16 protein-coding genes are annotated in these 19,633 nt (G+C 73.0%); 4 read left to right on the top strand and 12 right to left on the bottom strand.

The window, feature by feature from the left end; translation table 11 throughout:
• The first annotated feature begins 12 nt into the window (after positions 1-12).
• A complete protein-coding gene (locus tag NOO62_RS29150) occupies positions 13-1,029 on the top strand; it encodes an ABC transporter ATP-binding protein (RefSeq protein ID WP_268773779.1) in 1,017 nt (338 codons plus the stop codon).
• Positions 1,030-1,353: 324 nt separating this feature from the next.
• Here NOO62_RS29150 and NOO62_RS29145 read toward each other — a convergent pair whose 3' ends face one another.
• The 9 genes from NOO62_RS29145 to rimP form a co-directional block, all read right to left on the bottom strand.
• Positions 1,354-2,307 carry a bifunctional riboflavin kinase/FAD synthetase gene (locus NOO62_RS29145; RefSeq protein ID WP_268773778.1) on the bottom strand — a complete coding sequence of 318 codons (954 nt, stop codon included), beginning with the start codon at positions 2,305-2,307 and terminating at the stop codon, positions 1,354-1,356.
• A gap of 180 nt (positions 2,308-2,487) precedes the next feature.
• A complete protein-coding gene (locus NOO62_RS29140) occupies positions 2,488-6,024 on the bottom strand; it encodes a trypsin-like peptidase domain-containing protein (RefSeq protein ID WP_268773777.1) in 3,537 nt (1,178 codons plus the stop codon).
• A gap of 232 nt (positions 6,025-6,256) precedes the next feature.
• Positions 6,257-7,162, bottom strand: a complete 906-nt coding sequence (gene truB / locus NOO62_RS29135; protein WP_268773776.1) for a tRNA pseudouridine(55) synthase TruB — start codon at positions 7,160-7,162, stop codon at positions 6,257-6,259.
• On the bottom strand, positions 7,159-7,620 hold the full coding sequence (rbfA, locus tag NOO62_RS29130) for a 30S ribosome-binding factor RbfA (protein WP_268773775.1): 462 nt from the start codon (positions 7,618-7,620) through the stop codon (positions 7,159-7,161). The genes truB and rbfA overlap by 4 nt, the downstream gene beginning before the upstream one ends.
• Before the next feature lie 50 nt (positions 7,621-7,670).
• Positions 7,671-7,964, bottom strand: coding sequence for a DUF503 domain-containing protein (locus tag NOO62_RS29125; RefSeq protein WP_150172847.1), 294 nt, complete (start codon positions 7,962-7,964; stop codon positions 7,671-7,673).
• A gap of 156 nt (positions 7,965-8,120) precedes the next feature.
• Positions 8,121-11,258 carry a translation initiation factor IF-2 gene (infB, locus tag NOO62_RS29120; RefSeq protein WP_268773774.1) on the bottom strand — a complete coding sequence of 1,046 codons (3,138 nt, stop codon included), beginning with the start codon at positions 11,256-11,258 and terminating at the stop codon, positions 8,121-8,123.
• 146 nt (positions 11,259-11,404) lie between these two features.
• The gene (locus tag NOO62_RS29115) at positions 11,405-11,695 is read right to left on the bottom strand and encodes a YlxR family protein (protein ID WP_150186513.1); all 291 of its coding nucleotides are present in this window, start codon (positions 11,693-11,695) and stop codon (positions 11,405-11,407) included.
• 131 nt (positions 11,696-11,826) lie between these two features.
• Positions 11,827-12,816 (bottom strand): transcription termination factor NusA, encoded by a 990-nt coding sequence (gene nusA / locus NOO62_RS29110; protein WP_268773773.1) that lies wholly within the window; start codon positions 12,814-12,816, stop codon positions 11,827-11,829.
• 2 nt (positions 12,817-12,818) lie between these two features.
• Positions 12,819-13,316 (bottom strand): ribosome maturation factor RimP, encoded by a 498-nt coding sequence (rimP, locus tag NOO62_RS29105; protein ID WP_268773772.1) that lies wholly within the window; start codon positions 13,314-13,316, stop codon positions 12,819-12,821.
• Positions 13,317-13,583: 267 nt separating this feature from the next.
• On the opposite strand from rimP, the gene NOO62_RS29100 reads away from it, so the two are divergent.
• The 3 genes from NOO62_RS29100 to NOO62_RS29090 are packed head-to-tail and all read left to right on the top strand — an operon-like array spanning position 13,584 to position 15,544.
• On the top strand, positions 13,584-14,135 hold the full coding sequence (locus NOO62_RS29100) for a hypothetical protein (protein WP_268773771.1): 552 nt from the start codon (positions 13,584-13,586) through the stop codon (positions 14,133-14,135).
• Positions 14,132-14,617 (top strand): ferritin-like domain-containing protein, encoded by a 486-nt coding sequence (locus NOO62_RS29095; protein ID WP_268773770.1) that lies wholly within the window; start codon positions 14,132-14,134, stop codon positions 14,615-14,617. Before NOO62_RS29100 ends, NOO62_RS29095 begins: the two co-directional genes overlap by 4 nt.
• A gap of 27 nt (positions 14,618-14,644) precedes the next feature.
• A complete protein-coding gene (locus NOO62_RS29090; RefSeq protein WP_268773769.1) occupies positions 14,645-15,544 on the top strand; it encodes an aminoglycoside phosphotransferase family protein in 900 nt (299 codons plus the stop codon).
• A gap of 65 nt (positions 15,545-15,609) precedes the next feature.
• Here NOO62_RS29090 and NOO62_RS29085 read toward each other — a convergent pair whose 3' ends face one another.
• From NOO62_RS29085 to NOO62_RS29075, 3 genes are all read right to left on the bottom strand, one after another.
• Complete coding sequence (locus NOO62_RS29085; RefSeq protein WP_268773768.1) at positions 15,610-17,304, bottom strand: proline--tRNA ligase; 1,695 nt, start codon at positions 17,302-17,304, stop codon at positions 15,610-15,612.
• A 74-nt stretch (positions 17,305-17,378) separates the two neighbouring features.
• Positions 17,379-17,930 carry a GNAT family N-acetyltransferase gene (locus tag NOO62_RS29080; RefSeq protein ID WP_268773767.1) on the bottom strand — a complete coding sequence of 184 codons (552 nt, stop codon included), beginning with the start codon at positions 17,928-17,930 and terminating at the stop codon, positions 17,379-17,381.
• Positions 17,931-17,959: 29 nt separating this feature from the next.
• On the bottom strand, positions 17,960-18,808 hold the full coding sequence (locus tag NOO62_RS29075; protein ID WP_268773766.1) for a GNAT family N-acetyltransferase: 849 nt from the start codon (positions 18,806-18,808) through the stop codon (positions 17,960-17,962).
• Positions 18,809-19,633 lie beyond the last annotated feature (825 nt).

The raw sequence follows: 19,633 nt of genomic DNA, 5'->3' as shown, positions 1-19,633 counted from the left end.
GAGGACGCGCGCATGACGACGCAGGAGCAGGAACCGGAGACGACTGTCGCGGGATCCGGTGGGCCGCTGCTCACCGCCGCCGGTCTGCACATCGCCTTTCCCGGCCGCCGCGGCGGGGCCACCGCGCGTGCCGTGGACGGCGTCGACCTCGACATCAAGGGCGGCGAGATCGTCGCCCTCGTGGGCGAGTCGGGCTGCGGCAAGACGACGCTGGCGCGCTCACTGCTCGGCCTCGTGCCCCCGACATCCGGCAAGGTCACGTTCGGCGGCAAGCCGCTCAACTACTCGGGGCGCGCACTCAAGGCGTACCGCAAACGGGTCCAGCTGGTCCTCCAGGACCCGAGCGGGTCGCTCAATCCGCGGCACACGGTGTACGACGCCGTGGCGGAGGGGCTGCGCATCCACGGGTACGGGGGCGACGAGCGGGCGGCGGTCGCGGGGGCGCTCTCGCGGGCCGGGCTGCGCCCGCCGGACCGCTTCTTCCTGCGCTACCCGCACGAGCTGTCCGGCGGCCAGCGCCAGCGCGTCGTCATCGCGGGCGCGCTGGTCCTCGAACCCGAGCTCATCGTCGCCGACGAGCCGGTGGCTTCGCTGGACGCGTCCGTACGAGGTGAGATCCTGGCGCTCCTGCTGCGGCTCCGCGACGACCTGGGCCTGTCCGCGCTGGTGGTGACGCACGACCTGGGCCTCGCCTGGAACATCGCGGACCGGGTCGCGGTGATGTACCTGGGCCGGATCGTGGAGACGGGAACGGTGGAGGAGGTACTGACGTCACCTCAGCACCCGTACACGCAGGCCCTGCTGTCCGTCCTGCCCGAGGCGCCGGGAGACCCGGTGGTACTGACGGGCGAGCCCCCGGACCCCTCCCGCATCCCCGGCGGCTGCCGCTTCCACGCCCGCTGCCAGGTACTCGCCTCCGGCGAGGCGGAACGCGCGGGAGTCGCGGACCGCTGCCGCGGGGAGGACCTGGCGGTGCTCTCCGGGGCGGGCGAGACACAGGTGGCGTGCCACTGGGCGGCGGCGCGATAGCGTCCCTGTCCGGCGACCACCAGGCCGCGGTCAGCTCGTCCTGACGGGGGCGCCTCCGGCGTCGAACACCTTGCCGGTGAGGGCGTTCACTCGGTAGAGACCCGGGACGGCCTCTTCGTCCTCGCTGGTGGTCGCCGCTGCGACGTTCACCAGCCAGTAGGGCGTCCAGGCGCCTTCCAGATCAGCGGCTGCAATAGGCGGCGGCCGGGGCGACCGGTGCGCTGACCATGACCGAACCACCGGCGATGGCAAGGACGGTTCGAGGTTTCTCCCCAGCCCTGACCTGCGCCATCGGGACGAGGCCGCGCGCACCGCCCCCGGCGACTACGCGCGTTCCGCCGCCGCCACGAGCTCCCCGCAGCGCTTCACGTCGTCCGCCATCGCCACGAGCAGTGCGTCGATCGAGTCGAACTTGGCCTGGCCGCGGACGAAGGCCAGGAAGTCCACGGCCACGTGCAACCCGTACAGGTCGAGCCCGACGCGGTCGATCGCGTACGCCTCGACCGTCCGCTCCGTGCCGTCGAACTGCGGATTCGTGCCGACCGAGATCGCCGCCGGCATCGCCTCGCCCTGGGCGTGCAGCCAACCGGCGTAGACCCCGTCCGCGGGGACGGCGGTGTGCGGCAGGGTCTCGACGTTCGCCGTGGGGAAACCGAGCTCGCGCCCGCGCTGCGCACCGCGCACGACGACGCCCTCGACGCGGTGCGGGCGGCCGAGGATCTCCGCCGCTCCGGTGACGTCGCCCTCGGCGATCAGGCGCCGGGTCAGGGTCGAGGAGAACGGCGCGCCGTCGCCCGCCTCGCCGCTGACGTACAGGTCGATGACGTCCACTTCGTAGTCGTACGTTCCGCCGAGCTCGGCCAGGAAGTCGACGTTGCCCGCCGCCTTGTGGCCGAAGCGGAAGTTGGGGCCCTCGACGACCACGCGCGCGTGCAGTTTGTCGACGAGGACCTTGACCACGAAGTCCGCGGGCGACAGCTTCGAGAACTCGGTGGTGAAGGGGAGGATCAGGAGCGCGTCCACGCCCAGCTCGGCCATCAGCTCGGCGCGCCGGTGGTGCGGGGCGAGCAGCGGCGGGTGGCTGCCGGGGCGGACGACCTCGCTGGGGTGCGGGTCGAAGGTGACGACGACGGCGGGCACGCCGAGCTCACGGGCGCGCTCCACCGCACGGCCGATGATGAGCTGGTGCCCGCGGTGCACGCCGTCGTAGGAACCAATGGTGACGACGCTGCGCCCCCAGTCCTGGGGGATGTCCTCCAAGCCACGCCAGCGCTGCACTTCTTTGCTCCTCGCCGAACCCGTATACGTCACGTACATCTGTACGTTCCCATTGCCGATTGCGCAGGACTAAGAGTGCCATGCCGACACCTCGCGGCTCGCACCGGAGGGAGTGGCGGGGGTCACTCCTGTGGGTCTCCTCTATGCGTCTCCTCTACGCGTCTCCTCTACGCGTCTCCTCTACGCAGGGACGCGGATGCCGCCCGCGAGGTTCTCGATCACCCGCTGGGCGCTCGGGCCGATCAGGGCCGCCCAGTCCTGCGGGGCGTCGGCCAGCCAGCCGGTGACGAGCGCGGCGAAGCCCGGACGGCCGCGGGCCAGTTCGACGAGGCACCGGTCGCACCGGGACGCGCCCTCCGGCGTGCGGACGAGGAGCAGCGCGGTGCGGTGGACCCGCTCGCGGGTACGGTCCTCGCCGCACTCCGCCACGCCGAGCACCACCGCCCGCAGGACGCTCTCCAGGACGGCGGCGTCCCGCTCCTGGCTGAGCAGGACGTCGAGCAGTTCGCCGCGCAGGGCGCGTGACGCGGCGGTGCCGGGCGCGGCGAGCACGGGCGCGAGGGCCGCGCGGACCTGTACGTGTCTGCTGTGCAGCAGGCCTGCGACCAGGGGAAAGAGGACGGGGCGCACGTCGGGGCCGTGTTCGAGGCGACGGTCGATGTACGCGACGGCGGGCGCGGCCGCCTCGGGGCGGGCCTCCAGGAGGTCGTGGACGAGGGTGGCGACGCGGCGGGCGAGGACGGGCGTGGTCACGTCGGCGAGGCAGCACAGGATGGCGTCGGCGGCCGGGTCCGGGGCGTGCAGCCGGGTGCGGAAGGCGTCGAGGACGAGGTCGGAGTGGGTGGTGAGGGCGGCGGCGAGGGCGCTCGCGGGCAGCTGCGGGTCCCCGGCGGTGAAGCGGCGCAGGGCGTTCGGCAGGTGCTGGGCGCGGGTCTGCGGATCGCGTACGAGGACGGCGAGCGCGGCGCCGTGGAGGGCATCGTCGGCGGGGCGGGCGAGCAGCGCGAGGGCGGCGCAGCGCAGGAGCGCGTGTTCGGCGACCGTGGTGGCGTGCGGGGCGGCGCGCAGGCCGTAGGCGGCGGCCGCTACGCGCCGGGCGGGGCGTTCGTCGCGGGCCCAGCGGTCGACCGCCCTGCACAGGGCGGCGGGCTCCTCCTCGGCGAGCGCGGCGAGCAGTTCGTCGGCGCGCGCGTGCGCGCAGTCGACGAGGGCCTCGGTGAGGTCGTCGATGGCGCGGTGCCGGTGCGTGTGGAGCAGCGCCTGCGCGGCGGAGGCGACGGTGGCGTCGGGCGCCCCGTCCAGCGGCCGCTCGTCGGCGAACCATCGCGCGAGGTGCGGCTGTACGTTCGCGGGGTCGGCGCGGAGCAGTGCGGCGACGGCGTCGAGGCGGCGGTCCGGGGTCCCAGGGGGGCCGTCGTGCACGACGAGCCGGCGCAGCAGCGAGAACCGGTCGGCCTCGGCGAGCGGCAGCCGCAGCCAGAACGCCGTCGCGAACTCCCCGCGCCCGGCGAGCGGTTCGAGCACGGCGAGGTAGGGCGTCGCGTCGGGCACGCGCAGCAGCACCTCACCGAGAAGGTGCCCGGCCCACCACGCGGCGTCCCCCCGGTCGCCTCCCTCTCCCGCTCCCCCACGGCCGAACTCCACCAGCGCGTCGGTGAGCTCACCCAGCCGCGACGCCAGCTCCGCGGCGCCCCGCTGCCGACCGAGCAGCAGCAGCGCCTGGATCACGGGCCCGATGCGGTGCCGCGGCACGGGCAGGGGGCGGGCGGGAGCGGGGGCCGGGGCAGAGGTGCTGCCCGGCCTGCGCCGACGCTGCTCCGGGACCGCGGGGCCGCCCCTCCCCGCCCCCCGATGCCGATGCACCAACGCCCCCAAAGCCCCGTCCACGTCCAGATGCGTCCCCTGGAGCCAGTCCGCCACCTCCTCGTGCGCGAAGCGGTAACCCGTCCCCGCGGGTACGAGGAGTCCCTCCGTCAGTACCGCTGATGCCCAGCCCGTGCAGCCGTGGAGCCGCGTCCCCCACGGGAAGGTCTCCTCGAAGGAGGTCCTGTCCAGCTCCCCGTGGCCGGGGCCGAGGCAGCGGCGGGCCGCCTCGTGGACCTGGCCCGACACCGTCGCCGCCAGACGGCGCACCGCGTTGCCGCGCAGCCCGTTCGCCGCCGCGAGCCGCACCGCCACCCGCAGGCACAGCAGGTCGAGGTAGGCGCCGAAGATGTCGTCGCGGCCAGGAGTGCCCGGCGGTGGCGCGTCCGGTGTCGCGCCCCACACCTCGGAGAGCAGCCGCAGGGCCAGCGGGTGCCGGGCGTCGGCGGCGGCCAGGGCACCGTCCGGGATGCCGTGGAGCGCGCGGGCCCGGCGTGCCTGGGGTTCCGGCAGGTCCCCGAGGCGTACGCAACCGGGGAGCTCCGCGCCGTCCGCCGCCGCGTGCAGCGACGCCGCGTCGAAGTGGGCGCCGGCCTGCTCCCAGTACTCCGCGCGGCAGGCGACGACGAGGCGGGCCCCCGTGTCCCGCAGCCATCGGGCCGTGTTGGCGCTCCACTGCGCGAGGCGGTGGGCCAGCACGGCCGGCATCTCCTCGGGGCCGTCGAGCAGGAGGAGGAGCGGTCGCCCGGCGTCCCGTACGAGCCGGGCCACCCGGCCGGCCCCCAGGTCGCCGAGTGTCTGCTCGTCACCCGGCTCCCCCGCGGACGCCGTGAGGATGCGCCCCGCACGGTCGAGCGCCCGCTCCACCGCGTCGGCCACGGACGCGTCCGTGCCCCGCAGGTCCGCGCCGCGCAGCCACAGCGTGGGGGCGGGCTCGGTGCCTCTCGCGCGTCGTGCGGCGAGCGCGGCCAGCTCCGTCGTACGCCCCGTGCCGGGGTCTCCGACGAGGCCGAGCACACGGGCGGTACCGGTCATGAACGCGGCGAACTCTCGTGCCGTGTCGGGCCGTTCGACCGGTTCGTGGAGCGGGGCGGGCGGGCCGTCGGAGCCCGCCGAGGTGGCGGTGAGGTGCAGCGCGCCCGCGAGGTTGAGGTCTTCGCCGTACGCGGGAACGGTCGCGGCGTTGCGCGCGACGAGCTCGGCGAGCGGCCCGCCCGGGTCGGCGGCGGCCGCTTGCAGAAGCGATACGGCGAAGCCCGCGGGGCGGTGTGCGCAGACGTCCTGGTCCGGGAGGGAGAGCGCCGCGCTCCGGCCGGGTTGCAGGGCCGTGCCGAGGACCGCCAGCACGGCGCCCGTCGACGCGTCCACGACCGGCCCGCCCGCGGCGCCGCCGCCGAGCCGCAGCGCGTCCGCGCCGTCCGTGCCGATCGCCAGTTCCAGGGCCGCGTCCACCAGGTGGAAGCGGTCCGTCGCCGTGTACGTGACCGCTGAGGTGCCGAGGACCCGCGCCTCGCGCCAGCCGCGTGCGGCGATGCGTACGTAGGTGCCGGTCGCCACGGATGTCCGGGCGGCGACCGGCAGGGGCCGCAGTCCGAGCCCTTCGGTGCGGACGAGGGCGAGGTCGGTGCCGGGCAGCTCCACGACGGCTTCGGCGGGCACTACGCAGGTGCGGTCGTCCGGCGCGTGCAGGACGATCCGGGCGAGCCCGTCGACCGCCTCGTGGCTGGTGACGACCGTGCCGTGCTCGTCGGCTGCGAACCCCGTGCCGCGCGGTCGCCCCGCGAGATCGCAGACCCGCACCAGAGACGACTCCGGCGCCGGAACCGAGAAGCCGTCCCGGCCGCGTCCCGCCATGCTCGAACCTCCCCGCCGTGCCCCGTTCCCTCGACCGTAGGTCGGGGGTGATCAGCGGGACAGGGGACGGCGCGAACGCGCCCCCTTCCGACCCCCCGGTTCACTCCGAGCGCCTGCCCGATGGGGTGAATGGGGGCGTGCCGGTGGATAGACCTCTAGAGGGGGGAAGCGTGGAGCGGCGGACCGAGGTCCGCCGCTCCACTACGTCACAGGGGTACGAGGTGCGCCGACGTCAGGCGAAGACGGCCAGGCTCTTGGCCTTGCCGCGCGACTCCTCCGCGAGGACCAGGAAGCGGCCCTCCGGGTCGAAGACGGCGACGGCGCCCACACCCACGTACTCCTCGGGCATGTCGATGCGGACGCCGTTGAGCAGCAGCCTGCCGCGCTTGTCGTCCACGTCCCAGCGCGGGAAGGCCCGGTCGGCGGCCTCGGCCACGGGCATCACGGTCAGCTCTTCCTGGAGCTGGTCGAGGGTCTTCGCCGCGTCCAGCTTGTAGGGGCCGACGCGGGTGCGGCGCAGCGCGGTCAGGTGACCGCCGACGCCGAGGTCGGCGCCCAGGTCGCGGGCGATGGCCCTGATGTACGTACCGGAGGAGCAGACGACCGAGACGACCAGGTCGAGCACGGGCGTGCCGTCCTCGGCGACCGCGTCACGGACGTCGTACACCGTGAAGGCGGAGATCGTGACCGGCCTGGCCGGGATCTCGAAGTCCTCGCCCTTGCGGGCCCTGGCGTACGACCGCTTGCCGTCGATCTTGATGGCGCTGACCTTGGACGGCACCTGCATGATGTCGCCGGACAGCTTGGCGATGCCCTCGTCTATGCCCTCTCGGGTGACCTTCGAGGCATCCGTCGACGAGGTGATCTCGCCCTCGGCGTCGTCGGTGAGGGTGTTCTGGCCCAGGCGGATGGTGCCCAGGTACTCCTTCTCGGTCAGCGCTAGGTGGCCGAGGAGCTTCGTGGCGCGCTCGACGCCGAGCACGAGGACGCCCGTCGCCATGGGGTCGAGGGTGCCCGCGTGTCCGACGCGGCGGGTCTTGGCGATCCCGCGCATCTTGGCCACCACGTCGTGCGAAGTGAAGCCGGACGGCTTGTCGACGATGACAAGGCCGTCCGGCGTGGTGCCGCTGTTGCTCATGCTCGGGCGTCGCCGTCCGTTTCGTCGTCGGACTCGTCCTCGGGCTTGCGGTACGGGTCCGCGCCGCCCGCGAACTCGGCGCCCGCGGAGACCTCCCGGACCTTCTCGTCCGACATCCGTGCCTTGTCGAGCAGGTCCTCGATGGCCCGCGCGTTGTCCGGCAGGGCGTCGGCGACGAAGGACAGGGTCGGCGTGAACTTCACACCCGCGGCCTGTCCGACCGCCGACCGGAGGACGCCCTTGGCGCTCTCCAGGCCCGCGGCGGCCGCCGCGCGCTCCTCGTCGTCGCCGTAGACCGTGTAGAAGACCGTGGCCTCCCGCAGGTCACCGGTCACCCGGGTGTCCGTGATCGTCACGTGCGTGCCGAGCCGCGGGTCCTTGATCCCGCGCTGCAGCTTCTGAGCAACCACCTCTCGGATGAGGTCCGCCAGCCTTTTCGCCCGCGCGTTGTCGGCCACTGCTCCGTCTCCCTTATCCCCGGGCATTCCCTGGGCTTGTCTTGCTGTGTTCAGTCATCGTCGCCGTGCAGCCGCCGTCGCACCGACAGCAGCTCCACTTCGGGCCGGGCGGCGACGAGGCGCTCGCACCGGTCCAGTACGTCGTGGAGGTGGCCCGCGTCACCCGACACCACCGCGAGGCCGATCTCGGCCCTGCGGTGCAGGTTCTGACCGCCCACTTCCGCCGCGCTCACCGCGTACTTGCGCTGGAGCTCGGCGACGATGGGACGGACGACGGAGCGTTTCTCCTTCAGCGAATGTACGTCGCCGAGGAGCAGATCGAAGGACAGAGTCCCCACATACATGTGTGTCCGGATGTCCCGCCGGTACGGGGTCGAGGCCCCGCCAACCACTTGGCAGGGACACAAGAACCGTACACGGAACGGCCGGGGCCGATCGACGGGATTTTCCCCGTCGACCGGCCCCGACACTGAACCGAGCGGATCAGATCAGCGAACTGATCAGCCGCGCGGCTTCTCGCGCATCTCGTACGTGGCAACGACGTCGTCGATCTTGATGTCGTTGAAGTTGCCGAGGTTGATACCGCCCTCGAACCCTTCGCGGATCTCGGTGACGTCGTCCTTGAAGCGGCGCAGACCCTCGATGTTGAGGTTCTCCGCGATGACCTTGCCATCGCGCAGCAGGCGGGCCTTGGTGTTGCGCTTGACCTCGCCGGAGCGGATGAGCACACCGGCGATGTTGCCGAGCTTGGACGAGCGGAAGACCTCGCGGATCTCCGCGGTGCCGAGCTCGACCTCCTCGTACTCCGGCTTGAGCATGCCCTTGAGGGCCGCCTCGATCTCCTCGATGGCCTGGTAGATCACCGAGTAGTAGCGGACGTCGACGCCCTCGCGCTCCGCCATCTGCGCGGCACGACCGGCCGCACGGACGTTGAAGCCGATGACGATGGCGTCGGAGCCCATCGCCAGGTCGATGTCCGACTCGGTGACCGCACCCACACCGCGGTGCAGGACGCGGATGTCGACCTCTTCGCCGACGTCGAGCTGGAGCAGCGAGGACTCGAGAGCCTCCACCGAACCGGACGCGTCGCCCTTGATGATGATGTTGAGGTCCTGGACCAGACCGGCCTTGAGCACCTGGTCGAGGTCCTCGAGGGACACCCGGCGGGTGCGCTTGGCGAACGCGGCGTTGCGCTCACGGGCCGCACGCTTCTCGGCGATCTGACGCGCCGTACGGTCCTCGTCGACAACCAGGAAGTTGTCGCCGGCACCCGGCACGTTGGTGAGACCGAGAACGAGGACGGGAGTCGACGGGGTCGCCTCCTCGACGTTCTCGCCCTTGTCGTCGAGCATCGCGCGGACTCGGCCGTACGCGTCACCGGCGACCATCGTGTCGCCGACGCGGAGGGTACCGCGCTGGACGAGGACGGTCGCGACGGCGCCGCGGCCCTTGTCGAGGTGGGCCTCGATCGCGATGCCCTGCGCGTCCTGCTCCGGGTTGGCCCGCAGGTCGAGCGAGGCGTCCGCGGTCAGGACCACGGCCTCGAGCAGCTGCTCGATGTTCTGGCCCTGGCGCGCGGAGATGTCGACGAACATCGTGTCGCCGCCGTACTCCTCGGCCACCAGACCGAACTCGGTGAGCTGACCGCGCACCTTGGTCGGGTCGGCACCCTCGACGTCGATCTTGTTGACCGCGACCACGATCGGCACGTCGGCCGCCTTGGCGTGGTTCAGCGCCTCGATCGTCTGCGGCATCACACCGTCGTTCGCCGCGACCACGAGGATCGCGATGTCGGTGGACTTCGCACCACGGGCACGCATGGCGGTGAACGCCTCGTGACCGGGGGTGTCGATGAAGGTGATGGCGCGCTCTTCACCGTTGACCTCGGTGGCGACCTGGTACGCACCGATGTGCTGCGTAATACCGCCGGCCTCGCCCGCAACGACGTTCGTCTTGCGGATCGCGTCCAGAAGTCGGGTCTTACCGTGGTCGACGTGACCCATGACGGTCACGACCGGCGGACGGGAGACGAGCATGTCCTCGCCGCCCTCGTCCTCGCCGAACTCGATGGAGAACGACTCGAGGAGCTCGCGGTCCTCCTCCTCCGGGCTGACGATCTCGAGGACGAAGTTCATCTCGTCCGCGAGGAGCTTCAGCGTCTCGTCGGAGACGGACTGCGTGGCGGTGACCATCTCGCCGAGGTTCATCATCACGCCGACCAGCGAGGCCGGGTTCGCGTTGATCTTCTCCGCGAAGTCGGTCAGCGAGGCACCGCGCGACAGGCGGACGATCTGTCCGTTGCCGCGAGGCAGCATGACGCCGCCCACCGACGGGGCCTGCATGGCCTCGTACTCCTGGCGCCTCTGCCGCTTCGACTTGCGACCACGACGGGCGGGCCCGCCGGGACGGCCGAACGCACCCTGCGTGCCACCACGGGCACCGGGACCACCGGGACGGCCACCGAAGCCGGGACGGCCACCGAAGCCGCCGCCGCCACCGGGACGACCGGCACCGCCGCCACCCGGACCGCCGGGACGGCCGGCGAAACCGCCGCCACCGCCACCGGGACGACCCGCGAAGCCGCCGCCACCGGGACGACCGCCACCGCCGCCACCCGGGCGACCGCCGCCGCCGGGACCGCGGCCACCGCCGGGGCCACCGCCGGGACGCGGACCCGCGGCGGGACGCTGCGGCATCATGCCCGGGTTCGGACGGTTACCGGCGGGACCGCCGCCGGGACGCGGAGCGCCGCCCTGCGGGCGGGGCATGCCGCCCGGGGTCGGACGGGCGCCGCCCTGACCCTGCGGACGGGGAGCGCCACCGGGGCCACCCTGGCCGCCCTGCGGGCGCGGGGCGCCACCGGGGCCGCCCTGGCCGCCGCCGGGACGCGGGGCACCACCCGGACGGGGCGCCTGCGGGCGCGCCATGCCGGTGGAGCCACCGGAGGTGAAGGGGTTGTTGCCCGGGCGCGGACCCGAGGGACGGGCACCGCCGGGACGCGGGGCGCCACCCTGGCCGCCGGGGCGCGCAGCACCCTGACGGTCACCGCGGTCACCACGGTCGCCGCGGTCACCACGGCCCTGACCCTGGCCCTGACCGGGGGCCGGACGGCCACCGGGCTTCGGGGCGCCGGGGCCCGGACGGGCGCCGGGGCGCGGGCCGGACGGGGCGGCAGGAGCCTCGGATGCCGCAGGCGCGGCCGGCGGAGCGGTGAACTCCGGGGCGGCCGGGGCCGGCGAGGCCGGCGCGGGCTTGGGGGCCGGCGGCTTCGGGCCGGGCGTCGGGCGCGGGCCCGGCGTCGCGGCGGCCGCGGGCTTCTCGGCCGCGGCGGGCTTGGGCGCCGGCGGCTTCGGCGCGGCCGGACCCGGACGGGCGGCCTGCGCGGGAGAGGGGGATGCGGGAGCCGCGGGGCTCGCCGGCTTGGGGGCGGCCTGCTTGCGCGGGGCCCCGGGCTTGGCGGCGGACTTGCCGTTGCCACCGCCCTGGTTCAATGCGTCAGTCAGTTTGCGTACTACCGGCGCCTCGATCGTCGAGGACGCCGAACGTACGAATTCACCGAGTTCTTGGAGCTTGGCCATGACGACCTTGCTCTCCACTCCGAACTCCTTGGCGAGCTCGTATACCCGGACCTTAGCCACTTCGCTCCTTTTAGGTCCGGGTTACGCCGGACCGTCGCTACTTCATGGGCGTACTCATCGCGTGCTCATCGAGTGCTCATCGCAATCTCGACCTACTTCCAACTCGCGGGGTACCAGGGCCACACGGGGTTCCGTGCGCCCACGTCTTACGGTGTTGCCTCCTGGGCAACTGTCTCGACAGCCCGGCGCAGCGCCTCCGTGTCGAGCGGCCCCTGGGCGCGGAACGCCCTCGGGAACGCCCGGCGGCGGACCGCCAGGTCCAGACAGACCAGGGCGGGGTGTACATACGCACCCCGGCCGGGCAGCGTACCGCGCGGATCGGGGACGCAGGCGCCCTCTTTCCTCACGATGCGCAGCAGATCGCTCTTGGCCGCTCGCTCCCGGCACCCCACACAGGTGCGCTCAGGGCATGCGCGGGCATGCGTCCGGCCAGACACGCTTAAGTCTACCTCCCCGCACCGACCTCACCCCTTTGGGGCAAGAATCGAACGGCTACTCGCCACATACTGTCGTGATCGAAGCGGTGGCCGCCCGGAATTTATTCCCGGGACGGCTCCACCGCCCGCTGCTAGTCGCGCTCGGGCTGCTCCGTGTCGGGCCTGATGTCGATCCGCCAGCCGGTGAGACGCGCGGCCAGGCGGGCGTTCTGCCCCTCCTTGCCGATCGCGAGCGACAGCTGGTAGTCCGGCACAGTCACCCGGGCCGAGCGGGCGCCGAGGTCGACGACCTCGACCTTGCTGACGCGGGCCGGGGAGAGCGCGTGGGCGACCATCTCGGCCGGGTCCTCGGACCAGTCGACGATGTCGATCTTCTCGCCGTTGAGCTCACCCATGACGTTGCGCACACGGCTGCCCATCGGGCCGATGCAGGCGCCCTTGGCGTTGAGGCCCGAGCGCGTCGAACGGACCGCGATCTTGGTGCGGTGGCCGGCCTCGCGGGCGATGGCCGAGATCTCGACGGAACCGTCGGCGATCTCCGGGACCTCCAGCGCGAAGAGCTTCTTCACCAGGTTGGGGTGCGTGCGCGACAGGGTCACGGACGGGCCGCGGACGCCCTTGGCGACCCGCACGACGTAGCTGCGCAGGCGCATGCCGTGGGGGTACTGCTCGCCGGGCACCTGCTCCTGCACCGGCAGGATGGCCTCGAGCTTGCCGATGTCGACCAGCACGTTCTTCGGGTCGCGGCCCTGCTGGACCACGCCGGTGACGATGTCGCCCTCGCGCCCGGCATACTCCCCGAGCGTCGCGTCGTCCTCGGCGTCGCGCAGGCGCTGCAGGATGACCTGCTTCGCGGTGGTCGCGGCGATGCGGCCGAAGTCGGACGGGGTGTCGTCGAACTCGCGGGGCTCCTGGCCCTCTTCGAGGTCGTCCGCCTCTTCCTTCGCCCAGACCGTCACGTGGCCGCTCTCACGGTCGAGCTTCACGCGTGCGCGGCGGTGGCTTCCCTCGGTGCGGTGGTAGGCGATGAGGAGGGCCGACTCGATCGCCTCGACGAGGAGGTCGAAGGAGATCTCCTTCTCACGGACCAGACCCCGCAGGGCACTCATGTCGATGTCCACGGCTACGCCTCCTCTTCCTTCTTGTCCTTGCGGTTGAACTCGACCTGCACGCGCGCCTTGTCGATCTCGTCGAAGGCGAGGCGGCGGGAGGTGGGCTTGCGGCCCTTCACGCCGGGCACCTCGAGGTCGAGGCCTTCGTCGTCCACGGTGAGGATGCGGGCGGTCACCTCGTCGCCCTCGGTGAGCTGGAACTTCACCAGGCGGCCGACCGCGCGCAGGTAGTGGCGGCGCTCGGTCAGCGCACGCTCGGCGCCGGGGGAACCGACCTCAAGGTCGTACTCGCCCTCACCCATCGCGTCGGTCTCGTCGAGCTTCGCGGAGAGCGCGCGGCTCACTTCCGCGATCGCGTCCAGGTCCACGCCGTCCTCGGAGTCGATGACGACTCTCAGCACCCGCTTGCGTCCGACGGAGGCCACTTCGATCTCTTCGAGATCCAGGTCCTGGGAGGCGACGAGCGGTTCCAGTAGTTGCCGCAGCCTCTCGCTCTGGGTGGTGCTCATCCGGGTGACTCCTCGGCCGCGTGTGCTGTTGTGGGTGCGTTGCAAGTCTGCGTGTCAGGTCAAAGGGTATCCGGTCCGAAGGGGTGTTGCCGCCCACGGGCAGGACGATGCGGCGCTCCGTTCCGAGCCGATCGCGGGCGCCGAGGCGGTCCGAAGGTACGGTGATCACCGGGCCTGTGCCCACCGATCTCCCTTTCTGCTCCTTTCTGTTCCCTTTCGCACCCTTCTCGCTCGCGCCTTTTGGCCTTCCTTCCGAGGACGTCTGCCGTGCCGTCGTATCTCACCGCCCCGCGATCCCGTCCGGGACCGCGCCGAAGGAGTCTGCTCACCGGGGCCGCCGGTATCGCGTCGGCGGCGCTGCTCGCGGGCTGCACGGACTCCCCCGACTCCGACGCCGACGAGCGTCCGTCCGCGGCCCGGCGCCTGCGCGCCGCCGCGGCGAAGGACAGCAGGGAACTCCTCGGGCGGTACGACGCCGTGCTGGCCGCGCACCCCTCGCTCGACGTGCGGCTCGGGCCGCTGCGGGGCGAGGTGAAGCGGCACGTGGAGGCGTTCGAGAAGAGCGCGTACGACAGGAGCCCGTCCCCCACGGCGTCCGGCTCCCCTTCCGGCACCCCGTCGAAGGCTCCCTCGCCCTCCGTGGCCACGGACCCCGGGACGGCCGTGCGCGACCTGGCCAAGTCCGAACGCGAGCTGGCCGACCGGCGGGGCAGGGCCCTGCTCGACGCCCCCGCCGAGGAGGGCAGGCTGCTCGCCTCCGTGGCCGCCGCGGGCGCGGCCCACGCCTACCTGCTGACGGAGACGGAGGACGACAAGTGAGCGACACGAAGGACTCGCGGGAGGCGTCGAAGGACGACGAGCTGAAGGCGCTGCAAGCCGCCCTCGGCGCCGAGCACGCCGCCGTGTACGGCTACGGCGTCGTCGGCGGCCGCATCGGCGACAAGCGCAGGTCCGAGGCGCGCACGGCGTACGACGCGCACCGCGCCCGGCGCGACGAGCTGCAGCGCGCGGTGCGCGACCTGGGCGGCGAGCCGCAGTCCGCGGACGCCGCGTACTCGCTGCCGTTCCCGGTGCCGGACGCCGCCGCGGCCGTCCGGCTCGCCACGGAGCTCGAGGACCGGGTCGCGGGCGTCTACTCCGATCTCGTACGCGCCTCGTCGGGCACCCGGCGCGGCACCGCGGCCCTCGCGCTGCGGGAGGCGGCGGTCCGTGCGGCACGGTGGCGGGGCGGGAGCGTAGCCTTCCCTGGGCTCGCCGAGCGGTCGACACCGTCGTCCGCACCGGCGACACCCCAGGCGTAACGCGCTCAGGAAGGGAACGACTCGCGCATGGCTTTCGAACCGCCGCAGCGCCTCGTCACAGCACTCGGCGAGACGGCGCAGGACGGCGACGACTGGCTGGACAAGCTGCCCAAGGCAGCCGAGGAGGCCGTCGCTCTACGCGAGTTGACCGTCGAGCGGGTGCACGTCCCCGGCGGCCGCAGCAGCCTCGTGCTGCTGGTGCGGCGGGCCGACGACACGCCCGCGGTACTGAAGCTCGTACCGCCCAGGTCGCGGCCGGAGAGCGAGCGGGCCGCGCTCGCCCACTGGAACGGGCTCGGCGCCGCGCGGCTCCTCGACCCCGAGTGCGCGGACGGGGCGCTGCTCATGGAGCGGCTGCACCGTGACGTGTCCGTGCGGTCGCTGCCCGAGGCAAAGGCGCTCCTGGAGGCGGCGGGGACGCTGCGCAGGCTGTGGGTGGAGCCGCCCGCCGGGCACCGTTTCGAGACGGTCGCCGAGCGGACGGGCCGCCAGGCCGAGGCGATGCGGGCGTCCGCCGCGGCCGACGCGGAGGTCGCGCCGCTGGTCGACGCGGCGCTCGCGGTCCGGGACGAACTCCTTGCGGCGAGCGTGGAGCCCCGGCTGCTGCACGGCACGTTCCGGCAGAGCAAGGTGCTCGCCGGGGACCGGCTGCCGTGGCTGGCCGTGGGGCCCGATCCGGTGGTCGGCGAGCCCGCCTTCGACCTGGCCCGCCTCGTCCGCGACCGGGTCGAGGACCTGATCGCCTCGCCGTCGGGCGCCTCGATCACACGGCGGCGCGTGAAGAAGCTCGCGGAGTCCCTGGAGGTCGAGCAGGAACGGCTCCGGGGCTGGACGCTGTTCCGCGCGGTGGAGTCGGGCGTGCGGGCGCTGCGCGTGGGACGGCCGCAGGACGCGGAACTGCTGCTGGAGTTCGCGGACTGGCTGTAGCGGTACGTGTACGTATACGGGAGAAGGGGCGCCCCGCCGTGCGGAGCGCCCCTTCTCGTGTGCTGTCAGGCCGTGAGGCGCGCGATCGCCTCGTCGACCGTCAGCTCCTCGCGCTCGCCGGTACGGCGGTCCTTGAGCTCGACGACGCCGTCGGCGGAGCGGCGGCCCGCGACCAGGATCTTCGGCACGCCCATCAGCTCGGAGTCGGTGAACTTCACGCCCGGGGAGACGCCGGGACGGTCGTCGACCAGGACCCGGACACCGGCCGCGGCCAGCTTCTCGGAGACCTCCAGGGCCAGCTCGGTCTGGAGGGCCTTGCCCGCGGCGACGACGTGGACGTCGGCGGGGGCGATCTCCTCGGGCCAGATCAGGCCCTTGTCGTCGGCGTGCTGCTCGGCGAGCGCCGCGACGGCGCGGGAGACACCGATGCCGTACGAGCCCATGGTCACGCGGACGGGCTTGCCCTGCTGACCGAGCACGTCGAGCTGGAAGGCGTCGGCGTACTTGCGGCCCAGCTGGAAGATGTGGCCGATCTCGATGGCGCGGTCCAGCTTGAGGCCGGTGCCGCAGGCCGGGCAGGGGTCGCCCTCCTGGACGACGACCACGTCGACGTACGCGTCGACCTCGAAGTCACGGCCCGCGACGACGTTCTTGGCGTGCACGCCGTCCTTGTTGGCGCCGGTGATCCAGGCGGTGCCGGGGGCGACGCGCGGGTCGGCGATGTACTGGACCTTCTGCAGGCCCTGCGGGCCGACGTAGCCGCGTACGAGATCGTCACGCCCCTCGAAGTCGGCGGCCGTCACCAGCTCCACCGCGGCGGGGGCGAAGTGCGCCTCGACCTTGTCCAGGTCGACCTCGCGGTCGCCGGGGACGCCGACGGCGACGATCTCGCCGTCGACCTTCACGAGGAGGTTCTTGAGGGTGGCCGACGCGGGGACCCCGAGGTGCGCGGCGAGCGTCTCGATGGTGGGGGTGTCGGGGGTCGGGATGTCCTCGGCGGCGGGCACGCCCGCGGCGTCCACCGGCTTCAGGGCGAACGAGACGGCCTCGGTGTTCGCGGCGTAGTCGCAGTTCGGGCAGTCGGCGAAGGTGTCCTCACCGGCGGCGGCCGGGGCGAGGAACTCCTCGGACTTCGAGCCGCCCATGGCGCCCGCGGTGGCCGCGCAGATGCGGTAGTCCAGGCCGAGGCGCTCGAAGATCTTCTGGTACGCGGCGCGGTGCAGCGCGTACGACTGGGCGAGGCCCTCGTCCTCCAGGTCGAAGGAGTACGAGTCCTTCATCAGGAACTCGCGGCCGCGCAGGATGCCGGCGCGGGGGCGGGCCTCGTCGCGGTACTTGGTCTGGATCTGGTAGAGGATCACCGGCAGGTCCTTGTAGGACGTGCACTGGTCCTTGACCAGGAGGGTGAAGATCTCCTCATGGGTGGGGCCGAGGAGGTAGTCGCCGCCCTTGCGGTCCTTGAGGCGGAACAGCTCCGCGCCGTACTCGGTCCAGCGGCCGGTCGCCTCGTAGGGCTCCTTGGGCAGCAGGGCCGGCAGGGAGACCTCCTGGCCGCCCATGGCGTCCATCTCCTCGCGTACGACGCGCTCGACGTTGGCGAGGACCTTCTTGCCCAGCGGCAGCCACGACCAGACACCGGCGGCGGTACGGCGCACGTATCCGGCGCGGACGAGGAGTTTGTGGCTGAGCACCTCGGCGTCCGCGGGGTCGTCGCGCAAGGTCTTCGCCATCAGTCGGGACATGCGCTGGACCTGGGCCATGGTGAACTCCTGCTGTAAGGGTGGTACGCAGGAGGTTAGCCGGGGGCCGGGGGCGGGCGGAAATCGGTTACGGCTCAGAACCGTTTCGGCGGCGGTGGCAGCGGCAGGGGCGCGCCCATCACCGCGTAGGGCCGGGCGGCGCTGGGGAACAGGACGCGGCGGGCCAGGTCCGCGTAGCCGAGGGAGCGGTAGAGGCCGCGGGCGGGGCTCTCCACGTCGATGGCGGAGAGGATCGAGCGCGGCTCGCGAACACCCTCGGTGATGGTCGTGATGAGACCACGCCCGATGCCGCGGTTCTGATGACCCGGGTGCACGTGCAGCTCGGTGATCACGAAGGAGTCGTCGAGCCAGCCGTCGAGGTTCTGGCTGCGCAGGTACGGCTCGACGACCGTCGACCACCAGTGGCCACGGCTGTTGGGCATGCCGTAGACGAAGCCGACGAGGCGGTCGTCGGGTGTGGTCGCGCCGAACGCGCGGGCGCCCGGGTAGGTGAGGTGCCGCAGGACGATCTGCCGCCGGACGGCCACTTCGTCGTCGCTCAGTCCGAAGGCGTGGGCCTGGACGCGCAGTGCGTCGTCCACGCGCGCGGCGAGGTCGAGCGGCGCGATCACGACATCGTCTGTCATGGGGCGACCCTACTTCGCGACGCTCACGTTCAGAACAGGACGCTCATGAACGCCCCGACCTCCTGGAAGCCGACGCGTCGGTACGCCGCCCTGGCCGCGGTGTTGAAGTCGTTCACGTAGAGGCTGGCCACGGGGGCGATGTCCGCGAGGGCGTAGCGCAGGACGGCGGCCATGCCGGGGGCGGCGAGGCCGCGGCCGCGGTACTCGGGAGCCACCCAGACTCCCTGGATCTGGCACGCCTGCGACGTGGCGGCGCCGATCTCCGCCTTGAAGACGACCTTGCCGTCGCGGTCGAGGCGGGCGAAGGAGCGGCCGGAGCCGACGAGTTCGGCGACGCGAGCCTGATAGAGCAGCCCCCCATCCCCCGCGAGCGGCGACACCCCCACCTCCTCGGTGAACATCGCCACGCACGCCGGCATGATCGTCTCCATCTCGTCCTTGCGGACACGACGGACGTACGGGTCCGGGACGATGTCGTCCGGGAGCCGGTCGGCGACCATCAGGGGCTGCTGGGCGCGGACCTCACGGGCGGGGCCCCAGGAGGGCTGCAGGAGCCGCCACAGCTGGGCGGTGGACTCGGCGGGGCCGACGATGGACGAGCAGCGGCGCCCTGCCCTGCGGGCGCGGTCCGCGAAGCCGCGGATGGCGCGTGGGGTGGCGCAGATGGGGACGAGGTTGGCGCCCGCGTAGCAGAGCGAGGCCAGCATGCCGTCCTCGTACCAGCCCCACATCTCGCCGCCGAGGCGCCACGGGTCGAGGCCCGCCACCTGGACGCGAGCGGTCACGAAGGCGTTCGCGACCGGCTCGCGGTCGAGCACGGCGAGCGCGGCGTCGAGGTCACTCGGTTCGAGGACCCGGGTGGTGGTCTGAGTCAACACGTGCGGGGGCCTCACCATACGGTCTGCTGATCTCCGCACTGTACCTGGCGGGGGCGCCTTGTGCGGAGGGGGATTTGTCCGTTGGGGTGCGGGGGTGCGGCGGCCGCGCCTGACGCCACGGCGACGTCCCCTCCTCTCCCCTCCCCTCCCCGGTGCCCTGCGGGGCCGGGGGGCGTTTCCGCCGCTCCGCCGCTCCGCCGCTCCGCGGCGCCGGGCCCACCCACCCACCCGTGACTCGGCACCTTGGCGGTGAGGCGGGAACCCTGCGGGACGAACGGATCCCTTGCGGCGCGCATGCGCTGCGCGGGCCCAGCGCCGCTCCGCGGCATGACACCCACCCACCCACCCGTTACCCGGCACCAACGGGGTGCCGCAGGGCTAGGCCCCTTGCGGGGCGGGGTGAACGGGCGGGGCCGGGAGGCACGGGTTTGTTGCTGGGGCATAGGCCCCCCTACGAGACACGACGGTGCGGGGTGAACGGGCGGGCAAGCTGGAGGGGACCGCGGCGCAGCAGCGGGGTGGGGGGCACGGACTCGGTGCGGGCGCGTGGGGCCCTACAGGGCAGGGCCGTGCAGGGTGAACGGGTCGGCGGGTGGCAGACATTCGCCGCGCAGCGGCGGGGCAGGGGGCGGGCGCGGGCTCGCTCCGAAGGTGCAGGGCCACCGCTACGGGACAGGGCGGTGCGGTGCGAACGGGCAGGCGGGGCAGGGGGCGCGGGCTCGGTGCGGGGCACAGCGCCCCTACGGGACAGGGCCGTGCGGGGTGAACGGGCGGGCGGGTGGGAGACAACCGCCACGCAGCGGCGGGGCAGGGCGCGGACTCGCT

Origin of the sequence: Streptomyces sp. Je 1-369, assembly GCF_026810505.1 — a bacterium.
Taxonomy (GTDB): domain Bacteria; phylum Actinomycetota; class Actinomycetes; order Streptomycetales; family Streptomycetaceae; genus Streptomyces.
The sequence above is the reverse complement of the archived record's forward strand: the minus strand, read 5'-3'. Positions and strand labels throughout refer to the sequence as shown.

Excerpts from the sequence above, each read along its gene's own strand:
- truB (WP_268773776.1), bottom strand. The coding sequence starts at position 7,162 with ATGAGCAACAGCGGCACCACGCCGGACGGCCTTGTCATCGTCGACAAG.
- NOO62_RS29085 (WP_268773768.1), bottom strand. The coding sequence starts at position 17,304 with ATGGCCCAGGTCCAGCGCATGTCCCGACTGATGGCGAAGACCTTGCGC.
- NOO62_RS29140 (WP_268773777.1), bottom strand. The coding sequence starts at position 6,024 with ATGGCGGGACGCGGCCGGGACGGCTTCTCGGTTCCGGCGCCGGAGTCG.
- rimP (WP_268773772.1), bottom strand. The coding sequence starts at position 13,316 with ATGAGCACCACCCAGAGCGAGAGGCTGCGGCAACTACTGGAACCGCTC.
- NOO62_RS29125 (WP_150172847.1), bottom strand. The coding sequence starts at position 7,964 with ATGTATGTGGGGACTCTGTCCTTCGATCTGCTCCTCGGCGACGTACAT.
- NOO62_RS29150 (WP_268773779.1), top strand. The coding sequence starts at position 13 with ATGACGACGCAGGAGCAGGAACCGGAGACGACTGTCGCGGGATCCGGT.
- NOO62_RS29080 (WP_268773767.1), bottom strand. The coding sequence starts at position 17,930 with ATGACAGACGATGTCGTGATCGCGCCGCTCGACCTCGCCGCGCGCGTG.
- NOO62_RS29090 (WP_268773769.1), top strand. The coding sequence starts at position 14,645 with ATGGCTTTCGAACCGCCGCAGCGCCTCGTCACAGCACTCGGCGAGACG.